Genomic DNA, 23354 nt, shown 5'->3' with positions numbered 1-23354 from the left:
GTTGCAGCCAATGCCGATGCCGAAGTCCCCACTCCGACGCGGACAGCCGACGAGCGGCTGCCCTTGGACGTCACTTTTTCCGTTTTCGCGTCACAAATCAAATCCCTTTTCGTGACAGCGGCCCGCTAGTGCCTTTCACGGGTCGTTCCCTTGGCTGAACGAAGTCGCGGTTCAGCGCTCAAGCGTTGCGTAGAAGCATCGTGAATACCGAATGCTTAACAATCTAAACGGTTACACGAAACACATTCTTAACGTATTTTCGCGAACCTGTCAGCAGTTTGTCATGGATGAAACGCCCGACTCAGCCAAAAACGCGCCTGGAGCGGGCTTTGTGTAAACGTTTTCAACGTCGTGACTGTGCTCGATTTGCGCAAACCCGTCTCACTCGGGCACGCGCCACGTCCCGGTTCCGGCTCGCGTCGCAGTGCGGCTTGCGCCGTGTCGGCCTGCCCTCTAGCCTTCCGGTTCGCGCGTGCAAGGCGCGGCACTTTTTATTGGAGAGAGCACACATGAAACCTGTCCGCGCCTTACTGGCGCTCGGCGTCGCTGCGGCCGTGATCGGCCTGGCCGGCTGCAAGAAGGAACCCGCCTCCGCCCCGAGCGCCACCGCCCCGGCCGCCGCGCCGGCCGGCGAGACCGCGGACCAGTTCATCGCCCGGGTCAACGACGAATACAAGAAGATGTATCCGGAGATGACCGCCGCGCAGTGGCTGTCGTCGACCTACATCAACGACGACAGCCAGTTGCTCTCGGCCAAGGCCAACGAGCGCTATCTGACCCAGCTCAACAGCTGGATCGAGCAGTCGCGCAAGTTCGAAGGCCAGCCGATGTCGCCGGCCACCGCGCGTTCGATCCAGTTGCTAAAGATCGGCACCGCGATGCCGGCGCCGAAGGATCCGGCGCGGCTCGCCGAGCTGACCCAGATCGCGACCCGCATGGAAGGCATGTACGGCTCGGGCAGCTATTGCACCGGCCCCGGCGACAGCGATTGCCGCCAGCTCGGCGAACTCGAGGACGTGCTGCGCAACAGCCGCGACTACAACGCCCAGCTCGACGCGTGGAAGGGCTGGCACGGCATTTCCAAGCCGATGCGCAAGGACTACACGCGCTTCGTCGAACTGGTCAACGAAGGCGCGCGCAACCTCGGCTACGCCGACACCGGCGAGCTGTGGCGTTCGGGCTACGACATGAGCCCGGCGGAACTGTCGGCCGAGACCGACCGCCTGTGGGGCCAGGTCAAGCCGCTGTACGAACAGCTGCACTGCTACACCCGTTCGCGCCTGGAAACCAAGTACGGCATGGACAAGGGCCAGGTCGGCGGCGGCCTGCTGCCGGCGCACCTGCTCGGCAATATGTGGCAGCAGGACTGGGGCAACCTGTGGGACGTGCTGGCGCCGTACAGCGAGCAGCAGGCCGGCAGCCTCGACATCAACGGCGCGCTGGCGCGCCAGTACCAGCAGGCGTTCGACGCGCAGCAGGCCAAGGCCGGCGGCGACGGCGAAAGCGCCGCGCGCCAGGCGCAGATCGAAGTCGACGCCTCGCTCGCGACCGCCAAGCGCATGACCGAGCGCGCGCAGGACTTCTACGTCTCGCTCGGCATGCCCAAGCTGCCCGACAGCTATTGGAACAAGACCCAGTTCATCAAGCCGCGCGACCGCGACGTGGTCTGCCACGCCAGCGCGTGGGACATGAACATGAGCGGCGACGTGCGCACCAAGATGTGCATCAAGCCGAACGAAGAAGACTTCACCACGATCTATCACGAGCTCGGCCACGTCTATTACTACCTGGCCTACAACAAGCAGCCGCCGCTGTTCCAGACCGGCGCGCACGACGGCTTCCACGAGGCCATCGGCGACACCATCGTGCTGGCGATGACGCCGAAGTACCTGTCGTCGATCGGCATGGTCGCCAACCCGCAGCAGAGCCAGGAAGCGCTGATCAACGCGCAGATGCGCATGGCCCTGGCCAAGGTCTCGTTCCTGCCGTTCGGCCTGATGATCGACCGCTGGCGCTGGGGCGTGTTCGACGGCTCGATCAAGCCCGACCAGTACAACAAGGCGTGGTGGGATCTCAAGGCCCGCTACCAGGGCGTGGCGCCGGTGGAAGCGCGCGGCGAGGAATTCTTCGACGCCGGCGCCAAGTACCACGTGCCGGGCAATACGCCGTACACGCGTTATTTCCTTTCGCACATCCTGCAGTTCCAGTTCTACAAGTCGCTGTGCGACGCGGCCGGCTACAAGGGCCCGCTGTACGAGTGCAGCTTCTACGGCAACAAGGCCGCCGGCGCCAAGTTCGAGGCGATGCTGAGCAAGGGCGCGAGCCAGCCGTGGCAGCAGACGATGAAGGAACTGACCGGCGGCGAGAAGATGGACGCCTCGGCGGTGCTGGAATACTTCGCGCCGTTGCAGACCTGGCTCAAGCAGCAGAACGAAGGCAAGAGCTGCGGCTGGCAGGCCTCGGCGGCGGGCGCTGCGGCGCCGGCCGCGCCGGCGGCCAAGCCGGCGGCGAAGGCGGAAGCGCCGGCCAAGCCCGCCAAGGGCTGAGCGGCGGGTTTCAAGCGATAGCGACGGGCCGGCTTATGCCGGCCCGTTTTTTTTTGACCGCAGCGAGCGTCCGCTCGCGCAATCGCAAGCCGCAACGCGTCGCTCCGCCCGAAACGAAACTTCAGTTCCCCAACCCCGCTCCTGCTCTGCGAAACACCTGATCCAATCCATCTCCCCCGCCCGACCCGGTACTGGCGCGATGCCGGAGCCCGGCCGATGATCCGGACCTGACCGGCGAGATCCCGCCGCTGCCGACGAGACCGCCCGCATGACCCGATTCCACCGCCTCCGCCTCGCCGCTCTCGCCCTCGCCTGCGCGAGCGCCGGCGCCCACGCCGCCGGACGCGCGGCCGAACCGGTCGATCTGCTGATCCGCCACGCCAACGTCGTCGACGTGATCGCCGGCCAGCTGCGCGCCGACCGCCTGATCGCGGTGCGCGGCGACCGCATCGTCGCGATCGAGCCCGACGCGCGCGCCGCGCGCTACGCCGCGCAGCGCAGCATCGACGCGGCCGGCAAGTACGCGATCCCGGGCCTGTGGGACATGCACGTGCACTTCGGCGGCGGCGACAAGCTCATCGAGGAGAACAAGAACCTGCTGCCGCTGTACGTCGCCCACGGCATCGCCGCGGTGCGCGACGCCGCCGGCGACCTCAGCCCGAGCGTGTTCGAGTGGCGCGACGCGGTCGCCGCCGGGCGCCTGGACGGGCCGACGATCTTCACTTCCGGCCCGAAGCTCGAAGGCTACAAGTCGATCTGGCCGGGCGACATCGAAGTCGGCAGCAGCGCGGAGATTTCCCAGGCGCTGGACCAGTTGCAGGGCTGGAAGGTCGACTTCGTCAAGATCACCGACAACACCTTGTCGCCAGAACTGTTCCTCGACGCGCTCAAACAGGCACGCGCGCGCGGGTTCAAGGTGTCGGCGCACGTGCCGTTCGTGCTGCCGATCGACGAGGTCAGCGCGGCCGGCTTGAGCTCGATCGAGCATATCGAATACGCGTACAAGGCCGGCTCGTCGCAGGAGGCCGCAATCAGCGCGATGGTCCGCCGCGGCGAGATCGACAGCCGCGAGGGCTGGAACCGCATCCAGGCCACGTTCGAGCGCAAGACCGCGTTGGCCGCGTATCGCCGCCTGGCCGAGCGCGGCACCGCGGTGACGCCGACGCTCAACGGCAGTTTCGTCACCACGTATCTGGACCGCGACGACCACAAGAACGATCCGTACCTGCGCTACATCGGCCCGGGCCTGCAAGCCACCTACGCGTGGCGGGTGGAGCGCGCGGCCAAGGACGACGCTGCGGCGATCGTGCGCCGGCACGAGCGCTACCAGCGCAACGCCGCGATCCTGCCGCTGTTGCAGCAGGCCGGGGTCAATATCCTCGCCGGCACCGACGCGGGCTTCCTCAATTCCTTCAACTACCCCGGCGTGGGACTGCACGACGAGATGCAGCGCTTCGTCGAGAGCGGTTTGACCCCGGCGCAGACGCTGCGCGCGGCGACGATCAACGGCGCGCGCTTCCTTGGCCACGACAAGGAGCACGGATCGCTGGAGGCCGGCAAGGCGGCCGACATCGTGCTGCTCGACGCCGACCCACTGCGCGATATCGCGGCGACGCGGCGCATCGATACCTTCGTGCTGCGCGGCCGGGTGCACGATCGCGCGGCGCTGGATGCGATGTTGGCGGGGGTGGCGAAGGAAGTGGCGGAGCAGCGGGTCGAGGCCGACAAGGCGGTTGCGAAGCCCTGAAGCCGGGGTTCGTCGTGGTTGGATTGTCGGGTCGCGGCTCGCGCCGCTCCTACATGGGCTCCCTGTAGGAGCGGCGCGAGCCGCGACCGCGACACCGCGCTGACGACGAAACCGCCCTACCCCTTCTTCGCCACCCGAAACTTCTGCGGCGTCGTCCCGCTGAACTGCTGAAACATCGCGATGAACGCCGACGCGCTGGCATAGCCCATCTGCGCCGCCACCTGCTGCACGCTGCGCCCCTGTTCCAGCAACGGCACCGACTGCTGGAAACGCAGGCGCTGCCGCCACTGGCTGAACGACATGCCCAATTCGTCGCGGCAGCGCCGGCTCAGCGTGCGTTCGGTGGTGTGCACGCGCTGCGCCCATTGCTCCAGCGTGGTGTTGTCGCCCGGCGCGTGCTGCAGGGCGTCGAGGATCGGCCCGAGCAGACGGTCGTCGCTGTGCGGTACGAAGCTCGGCAGCATCGGCGTGGCCAGCAGCTTGTCGATCAGCACCCGCGCCAGACGGCGGTCGGACGGCGTCTCGGGAATCTCGACGCCGCGGTCGAACAAGTCCTCGACCCCGGCCAGGAACAAGGGATGCAGGCGGACGATGCCGGGCGACTTCGCCAGCGCCGGGGTGTAGCGCTCGGCGATGTTGATCAACCGGCATTTGACCTCGCGGCGGTTGTGCGAGGTGTGGTCCATGCCGGCCGGGATCCAGGCCGCGTAGCCCGGCGGCGCGAACAGCGGCTGGCCCTCGACCACGAACGCCATGCTGCCGGATTCGACGAACGCCAGCTGGCCCCAGGGATGCCGGTGCAGCGCGCTCTCGGTGTCGACCGCCAGCGCCTCGTAGCGCAGCAGCAGCGGGCCCGGCAATGAACGGTAGGGGTAATGGAACTGGCGGCTGCGGCGCATTTGTCCGGGCCTCGCTACGGCGTGTCGGGTTATCGGCATTTGCCGACTACCCGACATTCTAAAATAGCCTGCCCCCACGTTGTACCGGTTGTACGAAGGATTCTTGCGATGCACCTGTTACTGCCGATCCTGGCCACCCTGATCTGGGCCGGAAACACGATCGTCAGCAAGCTCTCGGCCGGCGCGATCGAGCCGGCGGCGATCTCGTTCTACCGCTGGCTGGTCGCGCTGCTGGCGCTGACCCCGTTCCTGCTGCCGCGGGTGTGGAAGCTGCGCGCGCAGGTGCGGCCGCACTGGCGCAAGCTGGTGGTGCTGGCCGCGCTGGGCATGGTGATGTACCAGTCGCTGGCCTACTTCGCCGCGCACAGCGTCAGCGCGATGACGATGGGCCTGGTGGTCGCGGCGATCCCGCCGATGACGATGGTCATCGGCATGGTCCTGCTCAAGACCCGGCCCTCGCCGGGCATGCTGATCGGCGCGCTGGTGTCCTTCGTCGGCCTGACCTGGCTGCTCAGCGGCGGCCACCCGGCGCTGCTGGCGCAAAACGGCCTCGGCCGCGGCGAACTGATGATGCTGTTGGCGGCGTTCTCGTATGCGCTGTACGGCGTGCTGGTCAAGCGCTGGGCGCTGCCGATCCCGAACGGCGAATCGCTGTACCTGCAGATCCTGTGCGGCACGGTGCTGTTGCTGCCGGGTTTCCTGCTGGCGCCGTCGGTGGCGCTGACCGCGCACAACCTGCCGCTGGTGCTGTACGCCGGCATTCTCGCCTCGACCCTGGCGCCGTGGTTCTGGATGCACGGGCTGCTGAAGCTCGGCACCGACAAGACCGCGGTGCTGATGAACCTCACCCCGGTGTTCACCGCGATGCTGGCGGTGCTGCTGTTGGGCGAGCCGTTGCAGCTGTACCACTGGATCGGCGGCGGGCTGACCCTGCTCGGCGTGGCGGTCGCGCAGGCGTTGAAGCAGAAGCCGGCGCCGGCGTTGCGGGTCGGCGAGTGCGCGGGGTGAGGCGTCGCGCGATTCGGGTTGCGCCGTAGTTGAGTTGTCGCGGTCGCGACTCGCGTCGCTCCTACAGTCGGAGAGGCCGCAACGCAGCCTTTGTAGGAGCGACGCGAGTCGCGACCACGAAACCGCAACCGCGCCGCAAGCGCGAAGCCAGGCGCAACCTCCCGGCCCAGCGCCCCGCAAGCCGCCCCAACCCTGCCGCTTCCGCCCTGTGAGGCGCGTCAAGTTCGCCGTCTGCGCGCGCTGCTAGGGTCGCAGGCATGTCGTCGCCACCCGACAGTACCTTCACCCGAAATCCGCGTCCGTCCTATCTGTTGTGGGCGGCGCTCGCGTTGGCCTGCGCGTTGGTCGTAGCGCTGGGTTGGCAGCTGATGCGCTCGCGCGCGGACCAGCGCTGGCTGGCCGAACGCGTCGACCGTCCGTATGTCGGCATGTTCGTGCCGCAGGTGGCGGCGACCGCGCTCGACGGACGCGCTCTGTCGCTCGGCCAGCCGCAACGGCGGCGGCAAGTGCTGTTCTTCTTCAATACCTCCTGCCCGCATTGCCGCGCGTCGCTGCCGCAACTGCAGTTGGCCGAGCGCGAGCTGCGCAAGCATGCCGATGTCGAACTGATCGGCGTAGCCTTCGCCACGCCGGCGCAGACCGCCGCCTATGCGCGCGAGCATGCGCTGACGTTCCCGTTGATCGCCGTCGACGACGACCGCCGCACCCAGGCGCTGTTCCGCGCGCGCCGGGTGCCGTCGCTGCTGGTCATCGGCGACGACGGCCGGGTGCGCTATCAGCGCGTCGGCGCGCTCAACGGCAAGACCCCGCTGCACGAACTGTTGCGCGCGGCGACGGCGCCCGAAGCGCCCGCGCCGCGGCAGGCCACCCCATCGACGGCGCTCGCGGCGCGTTAGCCGCAAGCCCGGCGGCGCGGCGGCGGCGCGCGCGGCACGGCGCGGCTGCGCATCGCGACGTCTGTGCGCACGGCGCGCGCCGCAATACGGCGGCCGCGCTTACCGCCGCGGCGCGACGCCCGGCATCGCCGCCGCGCGACGATCGCGGCACTGGTAAAGGAGTACAGCCATGACCGAACGCAAGCGTGGTGTCCGGGTCGCCCTCGCGGCGCTGCTGTTCTGCGCGTCGATGGGGTTCGGCGCCGCCCAGGTGATCGCCGGCAACGGCGCCGCGGCGCCGCCGTCGGATTACTGCGACAACATCGCCTGCCGCGCCGAATGTCCCGGCTTCGGCGGCGACCTCGGCCCCGGCGGTCCGGGCCGTCCCGACGTTTGCTATTGCTGCGGCTGATCCCCCTCGGCCGCAAGCCTGTGCCGGCCGCGGGGGGTGGCCCCCGGCCGGCTTTTTTTTGCCCGCCGCGACGAACCGCGCGCCACCGCCGCCGCCCGTCTGCGCACGCCGCGCGCTGCGCAGGTTCGCGCCGCCCGCCGCGTCGCCGCGGCGACCGTCCGTCGCTCACGCGCGCGCGTTACGCAAAACGCGACCGCGAGCGGACAAGCCCGACGAAGGCTTTGCCCATACTGCGCGGCGCGGCTTGCGTGCAGTTTCGATACAGACGCAGGCCACCGGAGTTTGTTAATTTGCGCACAGCAACAACCCCGCCCGACGCCGCGAAGGGGCGCGACGTCCAAGGCGGCCTCTCGCCCGCTGCGCCGACTCCGGTCCGCGTCCGCGGATGCGGGGCGCGCATGAGGCGTCATGCGACCACCGGCCCCGACGACTGAAGCAACGGAAGCGAGCGGACGCTGCGATGCCCCAACGCATCGATCGGATCAAGAACCTGGCCAGCGTGTCGCAGTTCCGCATCGGCGCGCTGCTGGTGCAGCCCGACCGTCTGGCGATCGTGCGCGACGGCCAGGCCACGGCGCTGGAACCGCGCATGATGGAAGTGCTGATCGCGCTGGCCGAACGCGCCGGCGAGGTGGTCAGCGCCGAACAGTTGCTGATCGAGATCTGGCGCGGCACGTTCTACGGCGACAACCCGGTGCACAAGACCATCGCCCAGCTGCGCCGGCGCCTCGGCGACAGCAGCCGCGAACCGGAATTCATCGAGACCATCCGCAAGCGCGGCTACCGCCTGGTAGCGCGGGTCAGCTTCCCCGACGACTACCGCAGCGGCCTGCCGCGCGCGGCGGCGTGGACCCAGGGCAGCCCGTACGTCGGCCTGCGCTCGTTCGACCAGGACCACGCCGGCGTGTTCTTCGGCCGCAGCCGCGCCACCGCCGAACTGTTGGCGACGCTGCGCGAGCAGATCGACAACCAGCGCCGCTTCGTCCTGGTCGCCGGCGCCAGCGGCTGCGGCAAAACCTCGCTGCTGCGCGCCGGGGTGCTGCCGCTGCTGCATCAGGACGGCGGCTTCGACGGCCTGCACGCGCTCGCCAGCGCCTACTTCGACCTCGGCGCCTGCCGCGGCGGCGACCTGCTGGCGCGGCTGGCGCAGGCCTTGTGCGCATGGTCGCTGGACGGCCGCGCGGTGTTCCTCGACGGCGAAGCGCAGTGGCTGGAACAGCAACTGCGCAGCGCGCCCGACGCGGTGCGCGCGCGCATCGACGACGCCTTCGCCCGCCGCACCGCGGCGCTGGCCGAACGCGCGCACCTGTTGCTGGTGGTCGACCATGCCGAAGCCGCGGTCGCCGCGCCGGGCATCACCGACGCCGACCGCCGCGACTTCGGCGCCGCGCTCGACGCGCTGTGCGCGAGCGCGCGGGTCGCGGCGATCGCGATCGCCCGCAGCGATTTCTATCCGGCGCTGGTCGAGAAAGTCCCGGGCCTGGCCGAACTCAAGGCCGGCGACGGCCACATCGACCTGCTGACCCCGCGCATCGGCGAGATCGGCCAGATCATCCGCGCCCCGGCCGCGCTGGCCGGGCTGAGCTTCGAGGAAGACCCCGACAGCTCGCTGCGCCTGGACGACCTGTTGCGCGACGCCGCCGCCGAACATCCCGATTCGCTGCCGCTGCTGCAACACACCTTGCAGGCGCTGTACGACCACCAGGGCGACGGCGGCCTGCTGCGGCTGGCGACCTATCGCGAACTCGGCGGCCTGGAAGGCGCGCTGGCGCACCGCGCCGAACAGGTGTTCGCCGAGTTGCCGGCGGCCGCGCAGGCGAGTCTGGAAAAAGTGCTGGCGGCGCTGATCGTGATCCGCCCCGACAGCGATGCGGTCACCGGCCGGCGGGTGCCGTGGTCGAGCCTGGACGACGCGGCCGCGCGCGAACTGGCCGAAGCCTTCGTGCGCGCGCGCCTGTTCGTCGGCGAACTCAGCGGCGGCGAACCCGGCTTCGGCGTCGCCCACGAAGCCCTGCTGCGGCAGTGGCCGCGCGCGCGCGAGTGGACGCGCGAGAACCGCCAGCTGTTGCAGGCGCGCGAGCGCTTGCAGCGCGCGGCGCGGCGCTGGGCCGCCGAAGGCCGGCGCAACGATCACCTGCTCAATCCCGGCCGGCCGCTGGCCGAAGCGCGCGAAGCCGCACGCCGCCTGCCCGACCAGCTCGACGCCGACGACCGCCAGTTCCTGAGCGCCTGCGAGCGCCAGCAGCGGCGCAAGCAATGGCTGCGCGCCGGCGCGATCGGCGCGCTGTGCGTGCTGGCCCTGGTCGCCACCGGCCTGGGCCTGCAGGCCTGGCAGGCGCGGCGCGAAGCCGAGCAGCGCCGCGACCAGGCCCAGCGCCTGGTCACCTACATGCTCGGCGATCTGGCCGAACAGCTGCGTCCGCTCGGCAACCTCAAGCTGCTCAACAGCATCGGCATCCAGTCGCTGTCGTACCTGGAGCGCATGCCCGAGGCCGACATGCAGCCGCGCGAACTGGTCAGCCACGCGCGCGCGCTGCGCACGGTCGGCGAAGTGCTGCTCGACCAGGGCAAGTTCGATCAGGCCCGCGCCGCGTTCGAGCGCGCCCAGGCCGCCGCGGCGCAAGCGCTCAAGGGCGAGCCGCAGTCGCTGGACGCGCTGGCCGAATCGGGCACGACCGCTTACTGGCTCGGTTACCACGACTACAAGCAGAAGAAGTTCGACGCCACCCGCAGCCACTGGCAGGCCTATCTGCATGCGTCGGAGCGATTGGTCCAGCGCGCGCCGAACGATCCGCGCTGGCGCCTGGAACTGTCGTACGCGCTGAACAACCTCGGCACCTTGGCCTACAGCAACCAGCGCCTGGACGAAGCCGGCGAGCTGTTCGCGCGCTCGGTGACGATCAAGCGCCAGCTGCTGGCCGACAAGCCCGACGACAGCACCCTGCGCTACGACCTGGTCGACAGCCTGTCGTGGCTCAGCAGCGCGCAGGACGCGCGCGGGCTGCTGGCCGAGGCCGCGCAGGGCTATGCGGCGCAGACCCAGATGCTGCGCCAGCTGGTCGACAGCGAACCCAACGCCGACGAGTGGCGGCGCAAGCTGGCGACCTCGCTGCTGCGCAGTTCGATCCTGGCGCTGGACCGCGGCGACCTGGACCGGGCCGAACAGGACAGCGCCGAGTCGGTGCGCATGCTCAAGAACCTGTCCGAGCAGCAGCCCGACAACCAGACCTGGCAGCGCAATCTCGGCCACGCCTACGCCCAGGCCGGCTGGGTCGCGGCGATGGCCGGCGCGCGCGAGCGCGCGCTCGAACGCCTGCGCGCGGCGCAGCGCACGCTGGCGCCGATCATGCAGGCCAAGGACCGTCCGCCGGAATGGCGCTTGCTCGATGCGACGGTGCGCCTGCGCATCGTCCAGGCCGATCCGCTGACCGCGGTCGAAGACGCCGACGCCGCGATCGCCGACCTGCAGCAACTGCACGAAGGCGCGCCGGCCGACCTGCCGAACCGTTCCAGCTTCGCCCGCGCTTTGGTCTGGCGCGGCGAACGCTACGCCGCCGCCGGCGATGCGGCGCGCGCGCGGGTCGACTTCGTCCGCGTCGACGCGCTGCTGTCGCAGGTCGCCGCCGATACCCGCGACCGGGTCGTGCTCGACGCCTGGAGCCGCGCGCAGGTGCGGCTCGGCGCGCGCGCCCGGGCCGCGCGCCAGATCGCCTGGCTGCAACGCGCCGGCTACCGCCATCCCGGTTTCGTAGCCCTTTACGAAGCCGCTCCCCAGCCCTGACCGACAGGAATCCCTCATGCCCAAGAAAGAATCCGCCAAGCCCGCGACCGCTGCCGACAAGAAGGGCAAGCGCCCCACGCCGTGGGACGGCAAGTACCCCGTGCATCCGATCGAGCTGACCGTCGCCCACGTCGGCTTCGGCGGCAACGCCGGCAAGGGCCATTACTTCTACAGCTTCGCCCCGGACGTGGTGACCTTCCAGCAGCCCGGCGGGCTGTGGATCGAGTACGTGTTCGAACTGCAGGTGCCGGAGCGCTTCGAGATCATCAACGTGCTGACCTCCGACGCCAAGGACCAGATCGGCCCGCCGGTGTTCGACCCGCCGGAGAAGAAGGACGTCTACCGCCGCCGCGTGTACCTGTTCAACCGCAACACCGAATCGACGCTGATCTTCTTCACCGTGCTGGTGCGCGACAAGTTCAGCAACTACAACGACGTGCAGGTGATCTCGTGCGACCCGCAGGTCGGCAACGATCCGCAGATCGTGCCGGGCACGATCAAGGGCGACAAGGCCAAGAAGTCGAAGAAGGGCTGAGCCCCGCAGCCGCGGGCGGCGTTCGCGCCGTCCGCGGCCTTCGCCGCTCGGCGGCGGGGCGGTCGCGAACGCTCCGCCGTCGCCGCGCGCGCCGCCGCGCTCAAGGCGTCGAGCAGAACGTGACGTAGTGATCCGGCGAGTAGTACTTCGCCTCGATCACCTTCTTGGTTCCGTCGGTGACCAGGTATACCAGCCGGCGCTGGCCGGCCGCGCCGGTCGCCGCGCGGATCTTGCCTTCCCAGTACACCTGCCCGCGACCGGCCTTGGGCAGCCGGCCTTCGTTGTTGGAGAAGATCTGCACGTCCAGGCCAAGGCGGCCGCAATCGGCCAGGGGATTGGCCATCGTGATGCAGACCGACATATCGCGCTTGGCGTCGCGGATGTCCGGCGGCAGGCTGCCGCACGCGGGCGGCGCGGCCGCGGACGCGGCGGCGACAAGGCAAAGGCTCAGCGCCGACGCGGCGCGGATTGCGAGGTTCATGGCGATACTCCTGGTTATGGAGCCGGATCGGGAACGCTCGTAGCGGCGCCGGGCCGGTCGCCCGAACGCGATCCGCTGCTTCGTCCCTACTGCGAAAGAACGGCGGCGCGGCGCGCCGCCGTCCGCGCGCGCTTACTTGCCCGCGACCTGGCAGAAGCTCTTGAAGCTGTCGTCGGTGAAGTAGCGCTTGGCGACCGGCTTGCCCTTGGCGCCGACGGCGACGTTGTAGACCAGGCCCTGCGGCGAGCCCAGCAGCGCCGGCGAGGCGCGCCAGTACTGCGCGCCGATCCCGCCGAGCGGCGGCAACAGGCCCTGGGCGTTGTCGTAGACGCGCGCGTTGAGGCGGTACTTGAGGCAGGCCTTGGTCGGGTCGGCGGCGTGCACGCACAGGTTGAAGTCGCGCACCAGCGCCTCCGGCGGCGGGCTCTTGCACGCCGGCGGGTCGCCGGCCAGGGCCGGCGCGGCGGCGGCCATCAACACGGCGGCCAGCGACCACTTCACAAAGTTGGCGTTCATGGGTTCTCTCTCTCCGAAGAAGGTGGGCCCGCGCGGCCCGCCCGAGGGCGGTGCGCGCAAAGCTGCGGCCAGTGCCGCACCGCCACCTTGGCCGCGTCGCCGCGGCCGCGCCTTCCGGCAACCTTACGGTCGCGCCGGCCGCGGCCGGCGCCGGTGAGGGCCGGTAGAGCCGCGGTGAGCGCGCCGCGAGCGAGGGTGAGCGGGGGTCTGCGCCTGCGCCGGTCGCGCCGCAGACCGGCCATGCCAGCGTGAGCGGATGCCGCCGCGGTCGCGCACCGGCATCACAAATCATTGAATCGGTTGCGGTTTTCGCTCCGTAAGGTTGCCGTAAGGCGCGCCGGCGGGCGCCGCGCGCAGCCTGCGCGGCAACGGATCGCCGCACGCCGCGTTCCGCCGCCGACGCGCCGCCGGGCGCGCGGCCACCGGCGCGCACGCCGCCCCGCGGCGAGGCAGGAGCGCAGCATGTCCGCATACGAGCCCCCCTATTCCCATGTCGGCGAAGCATCGGCGCCGACGCTGGAGTCGCCGGACGAAGAGGTCGGGCCCTTGTCGCAGTTCCGCCACGGCGCCCAGGACCGGCGCCTGCTGGAACTGGCGCGGCTCGACGCCGGCCTCGCCGCCAACGCCGACTTCGACGACAAGCCGTGGGGGCTGCTGTACCGCGCCCTGGTCGATTCGATCGGGCTGTCGCCGGACGACTTCCAGCTGACCTACCCGAGCGCGCCGTGGGACTGGCCGTGCCCGCAGCAAGGCTTCGTCCACGCCGCCCAGTACGACTTCTGCGCGACCGCGCCGCAGTGGAGCGCGATCGGCGCCTACGTCTCCAGCGGCGACACCGTGCACCAGGCCTACCAGCAGTTCCTCAACACCGCGCTGGCCCAGACCGACTACCGCAGCCTGCGCCAGCACCTCAACGACGCCGACGACGCGCTGACCACCGCGACCAACCAGTACACCCTGGCCACCACCTCGGCCGCCTCGGCCTATGCCGCCCAGGTCGAGGACAACCAGCCCAGCTTCACCCAATGGCTCGGCGGCGCGCGCGGCCACAGCCATCAGGCGCGCATCGTCGCCGCGCAGTCGGCGATGAACCGCGCCCAGGCGCATTACGCCGCGCTGGTCGCGCAGTGCCAGTCGCCGGAACTCGGCCAGGCCCAGCGCCGCTGCGGCGACGAGCGCTTCCACGTGCGCTTCTCCGACCTCAACCTGATCCGCATGCCCAAGGTGCCGGACTGGCGCCTGGCGCAGAGCAGCGACGAATGGGTCGCGCAGGTCGAGGCCGGGCGCGGGCCGGCCGGCGTCACCCTGGGTTTCAGCAACCGCGAGGCGCCTTACGATTTCGCCCACACCTGGGCCGGCCGCCGCGGCCGCATCCGCCAGCTGTTCTGGCAGGCGCGCATCAACGGCCGCTGGGAGCGCATCGACGAATTCGAATTCGACAACAAGCTGGAGCTGTCGCTGGACTTCCAGGCGGTGGACACCATCGCGATCCGTCCGGGCGAATGGTTCGACGGCGAGTTCGCGCGTTCGATGATCGACGGACCGTTCATGCCCGGCTACAGCGCGTTCGGCGGCGACACCGTGGAAACCCGCGGCCAGCCGGTGTTCGGCGAACGCGGCTTCTTCGGCCTGGTCAAGAGCGGGCTGTGCGTGGGCTACCGGCCTTCGTTCGCGATCCGCACCAGCACCTCGACCTTCCGCCGCTTCGTCGACCCGTTCAAGGCCGCGACCGCGCTGCGCATCGGCCCGTTCGTGTTCGAAGCCGAAGGCGGCAGCGCCGCCGCGGGCTGGCACGCCGACGCGGCCAGCCAGACCTTCACCGGCGCCAGCACCTCGCGCAGCCCGCTGATTCTCGGCGCGACCGTGGCGGAACTGCCCAACGCCGGCGGCTGAGCCGGCGCGAGCGACAACGCCGCCGGCGCGCGCGCCGCGGCAGCAGCAAGCATCGGCCCGCTCCGTCGGCGTCCCCAGCGCAGACGGGCAAAGCATCCTCGGCAAGATCGCCCCAGCGACGGCGATCCGCCGCCAGGGCCGATGGGCGACCGGCTTGCAGGAGCCGGCCGCGGCAATCCGGCCGGTGCGCGCCTGTCAGGGGGCGGGCGCGCACCGGTCGGAGCTTGCGTTTCGACGATGGCGCGGCGACGCGGGATTCGATCAGGCCGTACCGCCGCCGCGGCGCGCAGGGCGCGCGATCGGACCGCAGCACCGCCTCAACGCAACTGCGCCACCGCGATCACCAGCCACGCCACCGTCGCGAGCCCGGCCATCACGCCGGCATCCAGGTCGCGTTCGCGCCACGCGCGCCAGCCCGCCGCCGCCAGGCACGGCAGGCCGGCGGCGACCATGCCGGCGCCGAACCAGCGCGCGCCGGGTTCGCGCTGGGCCGAGCCGAGCAGATAGCCGAGCACGTCCATCGCCCACATCGGCAGCGAGAACAGCCACGCGGTCAGCGGCGCCAGCACCAGGATGGTGAAGAACGCCAGCACCAGCAGCTTGATCGCGGTGAAGCGCGTGGGCACGCGCATGTTCCAGCGATAGTGGTGCGGCGGCCGCCAGCTCATGAGCGCGCCAGCCTGCGCGGGATCGCGACCAGGAACACGTAGCAGACCACGGCGAAGGCCATGCCGAGGAAGGTCAGCAGGATCGAATTGGTCCAGCGGTCCAGCGGCGTCGCCGCGGCCGCGCGCAGGCTGTCGTAATAGCCCTGCGCGTGCTGCATCAGCCAGCCGAACGCGACCGGCGCGGCCAGCGCGGCCACTGCGCGCAGGCGTCCGGGCAGGCGCGCGCGCCAGCCGTTGCGCGGCGTCGCCGCGGCCGCCGGCGCTTGCGGCGGCGCGTAGTACGGATTCCATTGCGGCGGTTGCGGCCGCGCGACCCGCAGCCGCGGCGGCGCGGTCGGCGCCGGCGGCGGCGCGGCGCCGCGCGCGGTGCGCCACCAGCCGCGGGTCTGCGGTTGCGGTTGCGCGCGCGCCGCAGCGGCGCGCGCGGCCGGCGGCGGACGCGCCGCGGCCTTGCGCGCGGTGGCGTTGAGCAGGTCGTGGCGCACGCAGGCCGCGCAGGGTTCGTTGGCGTAGTGCTGGTGCTCGCGGTTCTTCGCGCAGATCACGATCAAGCCGCGCGAGGGTTGCGCGTACGCGCGCAGCGTCTCGCTCCACTCGGCCGAACTCGGCCGCTGCGCCGGCTCGTCGCCGAACGCGCGGTCGAACAGATCGCGCAGGCCGCGCGGCATCAGCGCGTGGCCGCTGACCGGATTCGGCGCCATCACCGGATTGCCGCGCTGCGAATAGGCGTAGCAGCGCTCGCGGATGCGCCCGGGCACGTCGGTCGGCACCCGGTCGTACGCGGGCCGGCCGCTGTAGGGATGGATGCCGAAGTTCAGCAACTGGAAGATCACCACCGCCAGCGCGAAGCGGTCCTGGGTTTCCTCGCCGGCTTCGTCGAGCGCGCGGATCTGGTATTCCGGCGCCAGATAGTCGGGGGTGAACTGCGGCGCGTGGAAGCGGCGCCCGCGGCCCTGGATGCTGAAGCCGTCGCAATCGAGCAGCGCGATGTACAGCGAAGCGCGGTAGAAGCGCAGGTTGACCGGCTTGAGATCGACCACGTAATGATGCTGCGCGTGCAGCGCCGCCAGCACCGAAGCCAGGTTCGCGGCCAGGGTGACCTTGTGGCCGAGCCCGACCGGCAACGACGCCGCGCGCGCCTGCCGCTCCTGCAGGATCTGTTCGACCTCGTTGGTCGACTGCACGTCCAGCGCCGGCATGCTGAAGCCGACGAAGCGGCCGTGCGCGTCGCGCACGGTCGAATCCGGCCAGGCGATCTGCACGTAGCGCTTGCCGGCCTCGTACTGGTCGGGCAGCTTCGGCCGCAGTTGCAGCATCGCCTCGATGCGGTCGGTGTAGCTCGGCGGATCGACCCGCGCGTGGTAGATCTTGGCTACGCTGTGCGGATCGTCGGCGAGCAGGTACACGCTGCCGGCGCCGCCGCTCTTGATCAGCGGGCCCAGGCGCGAACGGCGCGAGCCGATCACGATGGCGCTGCCGGTGGTGAGGCTGCTCATCGCCGGCGTTCTCAGGCCCGCAACGCGATCAGCAGGGTCTTGTCGTCGGAGGTGATGCCGTGCGTGCGCGGATCGGCCAGGGTGCCGTGCAAAGCGCGGCTGCCCTCGTCCTCGTCGACCGTCGCCAGGTAGCGCGACACCGGATCGATGAACGGCGCGTACAAGGCGGCGTTGCCGCGCGCCATCGCGAACGGCATCGCGCCGTCGGACATCAACGCCAGGCGCGCGGTCGGCGCCGGCACTTCCAGCACCCGCAGTTGCTCGCGCCAGCCTTCGCCGGTCAGGAAATAGGTTTCGTTGGCGTACTCGCCGTTGGCCGGCAGCGACACCACCGCGCCGGCGCCGCCCTCGCCGGCCTCGGCCACGCCGATGCCGTCGCCGATGTGCAGGAACCAGCCGCGCCGCGCGTCGCCGGCATACGCGACCACGGTCGCGGCGTAGTCGCCGAGCGCGCGGCCGTCGGCGCGCGCGCGTTCGATCACGCTCGCGCGCGCCTGCGCCGCGGCGTCGGCGGCGGCTTCGAAGAACGCCTCGCGCGAGGCTTCGAGCAGTTCCGGTTCGGCGCCGAGGCGTTCGCCGAGCGCGCGCGCCAGCGCGTCGGCGATCAGCCGCGCGCCGATGTCGCTGTGCGCGGCCGAACCCGCGCCGTCGCAGACCACCGCGGTCAACACGTCGCCGCTGACATGGAACGCGCAGGCGTCCTGGCACGGAATGCCTTTGTCCAGATGCGAGCTGCCCACCGCCGATGCGGCATAGATCCGCCAGCCCATGCGCGCCCCGCTCAGGTCGGAACCGACGACCAGGTGTCGGTCGACGGCAGTTGCGCGGCGCCGCCCGGACGCGACTGCGAGACCACCTGCATGCTCGCGCTGAGCCACAGGAACAGTTCGCGGAACTGCAGGCCCTGCAGGCGCTTGACCCCGCCGGCGCCCTTGCTGCTGAACTGGCTCATGATGCGTTCGTCGCCCTGCCCGACCGCGATCGGGAAGATCGCCACCTTGTTGGCGGTTTCGGCGTCGCGCGCGCGCTGCGCCGAGGCCTCCCAGGCGTCGGTCGGCGCGCCGTCGGACATCAGGAACAGCCACGGCCGGGTGTAGGCGATGCCGGCGGCCTTGAAGCGCTGCTTCTCGTTCTCGACCTCGGCCAGGGCCAGATCGATCGCGCGGCCGGTCGGGGTGGTGCCCGCCGCTTCCAGCACCGGCGCCTCGAAATCCATCGCATCGCACCAGTCGCCGGCCAGCTCGGCCTGATCGAAACCGCCGTAGCGCACCACCAGCACGCGCACGCGCTTGGCCGCGATCACGTCGCCCTTGAGCTCTTCTTCGAGCAGCTTCAGGCCTTCGTTCAACTGGTCCATCGGCGCGCCGGTCATGCTGCCGGAGCAGTCCAGCACCAGCACCAGCGGGGTGCGCTGTTCGGTGTTGTCGACCAGGGCGACGTCGGGGATGGCGGGTTGGGTCATGACAATCCCTTGCAGACTTGTGGAGAGGGCCAGTATAGCCACCCTCGCCGGAGCGGCGGCCAGTCCGGGCCGCGCGGCCGCGGTTTTGCGCCGCCGGCCGCGCCGGCGCGATACTGCGGCCATGACCGAGCCCGCCGCCACGTCGCCCCCGTCCGCCGATTCCGAGCTCGCGCCGCAGGCGCTGGCCACCGCCACCGCGCTGCCGGCGCACTACTACGCCGAACCGGCGATGGCCGCGCTCGACCGCGCGGCGATCTTCGACCGCGGCTGGCAGCTGATCGCCCACGTCTGCCAGTTGCGCGGCGCCGGCGACCACGTCGTCGCCGATTTCGCCGGGCTGCCGGTGATCGCGGTGCGCGGGGCCGATGCCGAAGGCGGCGAGAGCGGCAGCGGCGACATCCGCGTCTTCCACAACGTCTGCCGCCACCGCGCCGGGCCGATCGCCAACTGCGACGGCCTCGCCGCGCGCTCTTTGCGCTGCCGCTACCACGGCTGGACCTACGGCCTCGACGGCGTGCTGCGCTCGGCGCCGGAGATGCAGACCGCACCGGATTTCGAGCCGGCGTCGGTGCGCCTGCCGCAATTGCGGGTGCGGGTCTGGCAAGGCCTGGTGTTCGCCGCCAGCGACGCGGCGATGGACTTCGACGACTTCGTCGCCGGCATCGCCGCACGCATCGGCGACGCGCGCGGGCTCGCCGGTTACCGCCATCACCGCCGGGTCGGCTACGAGGTGGCGTGCAACTGGAAGGTCTACGTCGACAATTACCTGGAGGGCTACCACGTCCCCCACATCCATCCCGGCCTCAACCGCCTGCTCGATTACCGCAGCTACATCACCGAAACCGCGCGCTGGTATTCCTACCAATGGAGCCCGCTGGAAAGCGGCGACGGCCTGTACGGCAACGGCGACGCGCTGTACTACTGGATGTGGCCGAACACCATGCTCAACATCCTGCCCGGGCGCTTGCAGACCAACCGGGTCGTGCCGCTCGGCGTCGGCCGCTGCCGGGTCGAGTTCGATTTCTATTATTCGCCCGACGACAGCGACGAAGGCGAAGCCAGGCGCGAAGCCGACCGCGTTTTCAGCGACGAGGTGCAGATCGAGGACCTGACCATCTGCGAGGACGTGCAGCGCGGGTTGGCCTCGGGTTCCTACTTCTCCGGGCGGCTCAATCCGCTGCGCGAGAACGCCGTGCACCATTTCCACGAATTGCTGCGCGAGGCCTACCGCGCCGCCGCCGGCGCGGAGCGCTGAGCGCTTGAACGCCGGTCCCGCGAGCGCGCGCCCGCTGGGACCGTGGACGGCGACCGCGCTGGTGGTCGGCAACATGATCGGCAGCGGCGTGTTCCTGTTGCCGGCGGCGTTGGCGCCGTTCGGCGGCGCCAGCCTGCTCGGCTGGGCGGTCACCCTCGCCGGCGCGCTGCTGCTGGCCTTCACCTTCGCCCGCATGGCGATGCGCTGGCCGTGCAGCGGCGGGCCTTACGCCTATGCGCGCAACGCGTTCGGCGACGGCGTCGGTTTCGCGGTGGCGTGGAGCTACTGGATCTCGATCTGGTGCGCCAACGCCGCGATCGCGATCGCCTTCGCCGGCAGCCTCGGCGCGCTGTGGCCGGCGGCGACCGCGACGCCGCTGCGCGCGGCCGCGTGCGCGCTCGCCGCGTTGTGGCTGTGCGCGGCGGTGAATCTGGCCGGCGTGCGCGAAGCCGGGCGGCTGCAAGTGGCGGCGACCGCGCTGAAGCTGGCGCCGCTGTTGCTGTTCGGCGCGGTCGGGGTGTGGTGGCTGGACCTGCGCCAGGCGTTCGAACCGTTCAATCCCAGCGGCCAGCCGCTGTGGCAGGCCGCGCACGCCAGCGCCGCGCTGTGCCTGTGGGCCTTGCTCGGCCTGGAAGCGGCGACGGTGCCGGCCGGCGCGGTCGCCGACCCGCGCCGCAACGTGCCGCTGGCGACGGTGCTCGGCACCCTGGTCGCCGGCGTCGCCACGGTGCTGGCCTGCACGGTCGTGGTCGGCTTGCTGCCGGCGCAGCAGCTGGCCGCGTCGCCCGCGCCGATGGCCGACGCCGCCGCGTTCTACTGGGGCGCGCCCGCCGGCCTGGCGATGGCCGCGGCCGCGGCGGTGTCGTGCCTCGGCGCGCTCAACGGCTGGACCTTGCTGGCCGGGCAACTGCCGCTGGCGGCCGCGCGCGACGGCGTGTTCCCGGCCGCGTTCGCGCGGGTCGACGCGCGCGGCACGCCATGGTTCGGCGTGCTCGCCGGCAGCGGCCTGGCCAGCGCGCTGGTGCTGGCCAACTACAGCCGCTCGCTGGTGCAGGTGTTCGTGTTCGCGATCCTGCTGTCGACCGCGGCGACGCTGGTGCCGTATCTGGCCGGCAGCGCCGCATGGCTGCGCCGCGGCGAAGGCCGCGGCAGCCGCATCGCCGCCGCCGGCGGCTTCGCGTTCAGCGTGTACGCGCTCGCCGGCATCGGCCTGGACGCGCTGTTTTGGGGCGCGATCCTGTTGCTGGCCGGCGTACCCGTTCGCTTGTGGCTGCGACGCGCGTCGCAAGCCGGCGCGCGCTAGCGCACAGCTGCGCGCACCTGCGCGCTTCGCGTCACCGAACTGCCATACGCGCGCAGCACGCTGCGACAGCGGCGCTGCCCGCCGCTTCCCCCAGCCTCCGCCTCAGCGCGGAACTTCGCCCGGATCGCCATGACCGACCAACACGATGCTTCGCGCCGCGGCTTCCTGCGCGGCGCCGCCGGCGCCACCGCCGCCGGCCTCGCCCTGAACCTGTTCCCGCCCTCGATCCAGAAAGCCCTGGCCATTCCGGCCGCGCGCGTCACCGGCACCCTGCACGACGTCCAGCACGTGGTGATCCTGATGCAGGAAAACCGCTCGTTCGACCACTACTTCGGCGCGATGCGCGGCGTGCGCGGCTTCGGCGACCGGTTCCCGGCGCCGCTGCCGAGCGGCCGCCCGGTGTGGCGCCAGACCGACGCCAAGGGCCGCGAAATCCAGCCCTGGCATATCGACACCAAGACCACCAGCGCGCAGCGCATCGGCGGCACTCCGCACACCTGGCCCGATGCCCAGGCGGCCTGGAACAACGGCAAGATGGACCAGTGGCTGCCGGCCAAGACCGAGCGCTCGATGGGCCATTACGTCGAGGCCGACATCCCGTTCCAGTACGCGCTCGCCAACGCCTTTACCCTGTGCGACGCCTACCACTGCTCGCAGCAGACCGGCACCAATCCCAACCGCCTGTTCCTGTGGACCGGCACCAACAATCCCGCCGCCGACCGCGGCGGCCCCGCCATCGTCAACACCTTCGACGATTCCGGCCCGGCCGGCGAAGGCTACTTCTGGACCACCTATCCCGAGCGCCTGGAGCGCGCGGGCGTGAGCTGGAAGCTGTACCAGGACATGGACGACAACTTCTCCGACAACCCGCTGGAAGGCTTCCGCCAGTTCCGCGCGGCGGCGCCGGGTTCGGCGCTGGCGGAAAAGGCGCTGAAGACCTGGACGCTGGAAGACCTGGCCGCCGACGTGCGCAGCGGCAAGCTGCCGCAGGTGTCGTGGCTGGTCGCGCCGGCCAAGTACTCCGAGCACCCCGGCCCGTCGGCGCCGATCTGGGGCGCCGACTACACCGCGCGCGTGCTCGACGCGCTGACCGCCGATCCGGCGGTGTGGGCGCGCACCGTGCTGATCGTCAACTTCGACGAGAACGACGGCTTCTTCGACCACATGCCGCCGCCGTCGCCGCCGTCGCTGGACGCGCAGCGCAAGCCGATCGGCGGCTCCACCGTCGACCTGCGCGGCGAACACCACACCGCCCGCAGCGGCCCCTCGCACGGCACCTCGGCGGACCCGGCGATCTACTACGACCGCCCCTACGGCTTGGGCCCGCGCGTGCCGATGTACGCGATCTCGCCGTGGAGCCGCGGCGGCTGGATCAACTCGCAGGTGTTCGACCACACCTCGGTGATCCGCTTCCTGGAAAAGCGCTTCGGCGTGATCGAACCGAACATCAGCCCGTGGCGGCGCGCGGTCTGCGGCGACCTCACCACCGCGTTCAATTTCGAAAACCCGAACAACGAACCGATCCCGAGCCTGCCCTACACCGGCGACGCCGACCGCATCGTCGCCGAGCAGAGCAAGCTGCCCGCGCCGAAACCGCCGGCGACGCCGAGCGCGGCCCAGCAGCAGCCCGGCATCAAGCCCTCGCGCGCGCTGCCGTACGACCTGCACGTCGGCGAACGTTTCGACCGCGACGCGCGCTCGCTGCGCCTGAACTTCGGCAACAGCGGCCGCGCCGCGGCGGTGTTCCAGGTCTACGACCTGCTCGACCCCGACGCGATCCCGCGCCGCTACACCGTCGAAGCCGGCCGCTCGCTCAACGGCGACTGGCTGCTGCGCAGCGGCGGCGCGCGCGCCTACGCCTTGCAGGTGTTCGGCCCGAACGGTTTCTTCCGCGAATTCCGCGGTTCGCTGCACGGCGCCAACCCCAGCGCGACCACCATCCCCGACCTGCGCCTGCGCCACCGCAAGCTGGTGCTGGCGCTGCGCAACCCCGGCCGCAAACCGCTGCGGCTGGAGCTGGCCGACCAGTACGGCGTATACGAACCACGCCTGGAACGCCTCGGCGCCGGCTCGCTGCGCTATCGCCCGCTGCGCTTGGACGAAAGCTGCCAGTGGTACGACTTCGTGCTGACCGACGCCAACGATCCGGAGTACTACCGCCGCATCGCGGGGCGGGTGGAGACCGGCGCGCACGGCATCACCGATCCCGGGTTGATCTGAGCGACGCGGCTTTCTCGTCGTATCTTCGGCGAGCAAGTCGCGAGCCGTCCCCACCGGACGCTGAGGCAGAAGCAAAAATCAAAACGGGTTCCGGCGAAAGCCGGAACCCGTTTTGCTGTTGCGATTGCCGTTGCTCTTTGCTCCCCCCGCCGTCCCGAACTCGCCACAGGCAACCGTAGACCCGAAGGGCGCGCGCATGGATGCGCGCGTGCGGGACCGGGCCAGGATGGCCCTTGTCCCGCATCCCTGCGCAGGCA

General features: G+C 70.8%; 18 protein-coding genes. 11 read left to right on the top strand and 7 right to left on the bottom strand.

Annotated features, from left to right (window positions below; translation table 11 throughout):
- The first annotated feature begins 509 nt into the window (after window positions 1–509).
- Together JHW38_RS24200 and JHW38_RS24195 are read left to right on the top strand one after the other, a co-directional pair.
- Entirely contained in the window at window positions 510–2546 is a 2037-nt protein-coding gene (locus JHW38_RS24200) for a M2 family metallopeptidase (protein ID WP_207523820.1), read from the top strand.
- A gap of 268 nt (window positions 2547–2814) precedes the next feature.
- Window positions 2815–4293, top strand: coding sequence for an amidohydrolase family protein (locus tag JHW38_RS24195; protein WP_207523819.1), 1479 nt, complete (start codon window positions 2815–2817; stop codon window positions 4291–4293).
- Between the two features lie 116 nt (window positions 4294–4409).
- Here JHW38_RS24195 and JHW38_RS24190 read toward each other — a convergent pair whose 3' ends face one another.
- Complete coding sequence (locus tag JHW38_RS24190; RefSeq protein WP_207523818.1) at window positions 4410–5192, bottom strand: helix-turn-helix domain-containing protein; 783 nt, start codon at window positions 5190–5192, stop codon at window positions 4410–4412.
- 108 nt (window positions 5193–5300) lie between these two features.
- On the opposite strand from JHW38_RS24190, the gene JHW38_RS24185 reads away from it, so the two are divergent.
- From JHW38_RS24185 to JHW38_RS24165, 5 genes are all read left to right on the top strand, one after another.
- Window positions 5301–6200 (top strand): DMT family transporter, encoded by a 900-nt coding sequence (locus JHW38_RS24185; RefSeq protein ID WP_207523817.1) that lies wholly within the window; start codon window positions 5301–5303, stop codon window positions 6198–6200.
- Between the two features lie 257 nt (window positions 6201–6457).
- Window positions 6458–7096, top strand: coding sequence for a peroxiredoxin family protein (locus JHW38_RS24180; protein ID WP_207523816.1), 639 nt, complete (start codon window positions 6458–6460; stop codon window positions 7094–7096).
- A gap of 169 nt (window positions 7097–7265) precedes the next feature.
- A complete protein-coding gene (locus JHW38_RS24175) occupies window positions 7266–7487 on the top strand; it encodes a hypothetical protein (RefSeq protein ID WP_207523815.1) in 222 nt (73 codons plus the stop codon).
- Between the two features lie 460 nt (window positions 7488–7947).
- The gene (locus JHW38_RS24170) at window positions 7948–11268 is read left to right on the top strand and encodes a winged helix-turn-helix domain-containing protein (protein WP_207523814.1); all 3321 of its coding nucleotides are present in this window, start codon (window positions 7948–7950) and stop codon (window positions 11266–11268) included.
- Window positions 11269–11284: 16 nt separating this feature from the next.
- Complete coding sequence (locus JHW38_RS24165) at window positions 11285–11803, top strand: hypothetical protein (protein ID WP_242691085.1); 519 nt, start codon at window positions 11285–11287, stop codon at window positions 11801–11803.
- 100 nt (window positions 11804–11903) lie between these two features.
- On the opposite strand, the gene JHW38_RS24160 is transcribed toward JHW38_RS24165, so the two are convergent.
- Both JHW38_RS24160 and JHW38_RS24155 read right to left on the bottom strand, forming a co-directional pair.
- A complete protein-coding gene (locus JHW38_RS24160) occupies window positions 11904–12284 on the bottom strand; it encodes a ribonuclease domain-containing protein (protein ID WP_207523813.1) in 381 nt (126 codons plus the stop codon).
- A gap of 132 nt (window positions 12285–12416) precedes the next feature.
- The gene (locus tag JHW38_RS24155) at window positions 12417–12800 is read right to left on the bottom strand and encodes a hypothetical protein (RefSeq protein ID WP_207523812.1); all 384 of its coding nucleotides are present in this window, start codon (window positions 12798–12800) and stop codon (window positions 12417–12419) included.
- Between the two features lie 462 nt (window positions 12801–13262).
- On the opposite strand from JHW38_RS24155, the gene JHW38_RS24150 reads away from it, so the two are divergent.
- Entirely contained in the window at window positions 13263–14693 is a 1431-nt protein-coding gene (locus tag JHW38_RS24150; protein WP_207523811.1) for a hypothetical protein, read from the top strand.
- Window positions 14694–15010: 317 nt separating this feature from the next.
- Here JHW38_RS24150 and JHW38_RS24145 read toward each other — a convergent pair whose 3' ends face one another.
- From JHW38_RS24145 to JHW38_RS24130, 4 genes are read right to left on the bottom strand one after another with little or no spacing between them, the layout of a single operon-like run.
- Window positions 15011–15361: a hypothetical protein gene (locus JHW38_RS24145; RefSeq protein WP_207523810.1), complete on the bottom strand. Its 351-nt coding sequence runs from the start codon at window positions 15359–15361 to the stop codon at window positions 15011–15013.
- Window positions 15358–16857: a hypothetical protein gene (locus JHW38_RS24140; protein ID WP_207523809.1), complete on the bottom strand. Its 1500-nt coding sequence runs from the start codon at window positions 16855–16857 to the stop codon at window positions 15358–15360. Before JHW38_RS24140 ends, JHW38_RS24145 begins: the two co-directional genes overlap by 4 nt.
- Before the next feature lie 11 nt (window positions 16858–16868).
- Window positions 16869–17627 carry a PP2C family serine/threonine-protein phosphatase gene (locus tag JHW38_RS24135; RefSeq protein ID WP_207523808.1) on the bottom strand — a complete coding sequence of 253 codons (759 nt, stop codon included), beginning with the start codon at window positions 17625–17627 and terminating at the stop codon, window positions 16869–16871.
- Between the two features lie 11 nt (window positions 17628–17638).
- On the bottom strand, window positions 17639–18319 hold the full coding sequence (locus tag JHW38_RS24130) for a vWA domain-containing protein (protein ID WP_207523807.1): 681 nt from the start codon (window positions 18317–18319) through the stop codon (window positions 17639–17641).
- 121 nt (window positions 18320–18440) lie between these two features.
- Between JHW38_RS24130 and JHW38_RS24125 the strand changes: the two genes are divergently transcribed.
- The 3 genes from JHW38_RS24125 (at window position 18441) to JHW38_RS24115 (ending at window position 23097) form a co-directional block, all read left to right on the top strand.
- Window positions 18441–19574, top strand: coding sequence for an aromatic ring-hydroxylating oxygenase subunit alpha (locus JHW38_RS24125; RefSeq protein WP_207523806.1), 1134 nt, complete (start codon window positions 18441–18443; stop codon window positions 19572–19574).
- Between the two features lie 4 nt (window positions 19575–19578).
- On the top strand, window positions 19579–20877 hold the full coding sequence (locus tag JHW38_RS24120) for an amino acid permease (RefSeq protein ID WP_242691083.1): 1299 nt from the start codon (window positions 19579–19581) through the stop codon (window positions 20875–20877).
- A 129-nt stretch (window positions 20878–21006) separates the two neighbouring features.
- Window positions 21007–23097, top strand: a complete 2091-nt coding sequence (locus JHW38_RS24115; protein ID WP_207523805.1) for a phosphocholine-specific phospholipase C — start codon at window positions 21007–21009, stop codon at window positions 23095–23097.
- Window positions 23098–23354: the final 257 nt, after the last annotated feature.

Source organism: Lysobacter enzymogenes (genome assembly GCF_017355525.1).
GTDB classification, from domain to species: domain Bacteria; phylum Pseudomonadota; class Gammaproteobacteria; order Xanthomonadales; family Xanthomonadaceae; genus Lysobacter; species Lysobacter enzymogenes_C.
The sequence above is the reverse complement of the archived record's forward strand: the minus strand, read 5'-3'. Positions and strand labels throughout refer to the sequence as shown.

What these genes read in the sequence shown, in the direction of transcription:
- JHW38_RS24200 (WP_207523820.1), top strand. Translation starts at nt 510, where the DNA reads ATGAAACCTGTCCGCGCCTTACTGGCGCTCGGCGTCGCTGCGGCCGTG.
- JHW38_RS24195 (WP_207523819.1), top strand. Translation starts at nt 2,815, where the DNA reads ATGACCCGATTCCACCGCCTCCGCCTCGCCGCTCTCGCCCTCGCCTGC.
- JHW38_RS24190 (WP_207523818.1), bottom strand. Translation starts at nt 5,192, where the DNA reads ATGCGCCGCAGCCGCCAGTTCCATTACCCCTACCGTTCATTGCCGGGC.
- JHW38_RS24185 (WP_207523817.1), top strand. Translation starts at nt 5,301, where the DNA reads ATGCACCTGTTACTGCCGATCCTGGCCACCCTGATCTGGGCCGGAAAC.
- JHW38_RS24180 (WP_207523816.1), top strand. Translation starts at nt 6,458, where the DNA reads ATGTCGTCGCCACCCGACAGTACCTTCACCCGAAATCCGCGTCCGTCC.
- JHW38_RS24175 (WP_207523815.1), top strand. Translation starts at nt 7,266, where the DNA reads ATGACCGAACGCAAGCGTGGTGTCCGGGTCGCCCTCGCGGCGCTGCTG.
- JHW38_RS24170 (WP_207523814.1), top strand. Translation starts at nt 7,948, where the DNA reads ATGCCCCAACGCATCGATCGGATCAAGAACCTGGCCAGCGTGTCGCAG.
- JHW38_RS24165 (WP_242691085.1), top strand. Translation starts at nt 11,285, where the DNA reads ATGCCCAAGAAAGAATCCGCCAAGCCCGCGACCGCTGCCGACAAGAAG.
- JHW38_RS24160 (WP_207523813.1), bottom strand. Translation starts at nt 12,284, where the DNA reads ATGAACCTCGCAATCCGCGCCGCGTCGGCGCTGAGCCTTTGCCTTGTC.
- JHW38_RS24155 (WP_207523812.1), bottom strand. Translation starts at nt 12,800, where the DNA reads ATGAACGCCAACTTTGTGAAGTGGTCGCTGGCCGCCGTGTTGATGGCC.
- JHW38_RS24150 (WP_207523811.1), top strand. Translation starts at nt 13,263, where the DNA reads ATGTCCGCATACGAGCCCCCCTATTCCCATGTCGGCGAAGCATCGGCG.
- JHW38_RS24145 (WP_207523810.1), bottom strand. Translation starts at nt 15,361, where the DNA reads ATGAGCTGGCGGCCGCCGCACCACTATCGCTGGAACATGCGCGTGCCC.
- JHW38_RS24140 (WP_207523809.1), bottom strand. Translation starts at nt 16,857, where the DNA reads ATGAGCAGCCTCACCACCGGCAGCGCCATCGTGATCGGCTCGCGCCGT.
- JHW38_RS24135 (WP_207523808.1), bottom strand. Translation starts at nt 17,627, where the DNA reads ATGGGCTGGCGGATCTATGCCGCATCGGCGGTGGGCAGCTCGCATCTG.
- JHW38_RS24130 (WP_207523807.1), bottom strand. Translation starts at nt 18,319, where the DNA reads ATGACCCAACCCGCCATCCCCGACGTCGCCCTGGTCGACAACACCGAA.
- JHW38_RS24125 (WP_207523806.1), top strand. Translation starts at nt 18,441, where the DNA reads ATGACCGAGCCCGCCGCCACGTCGCCCCCGTCCGCCGATTCCGAGCTC.
- JHW38_RS24115 (WP_207523805.1), top strand. Translation starts at nt 21,007, where the DNA reads ATGACCGACCAACACGATGCTTCGCGCCGCGGCTTCCTGCGCGGCGCC.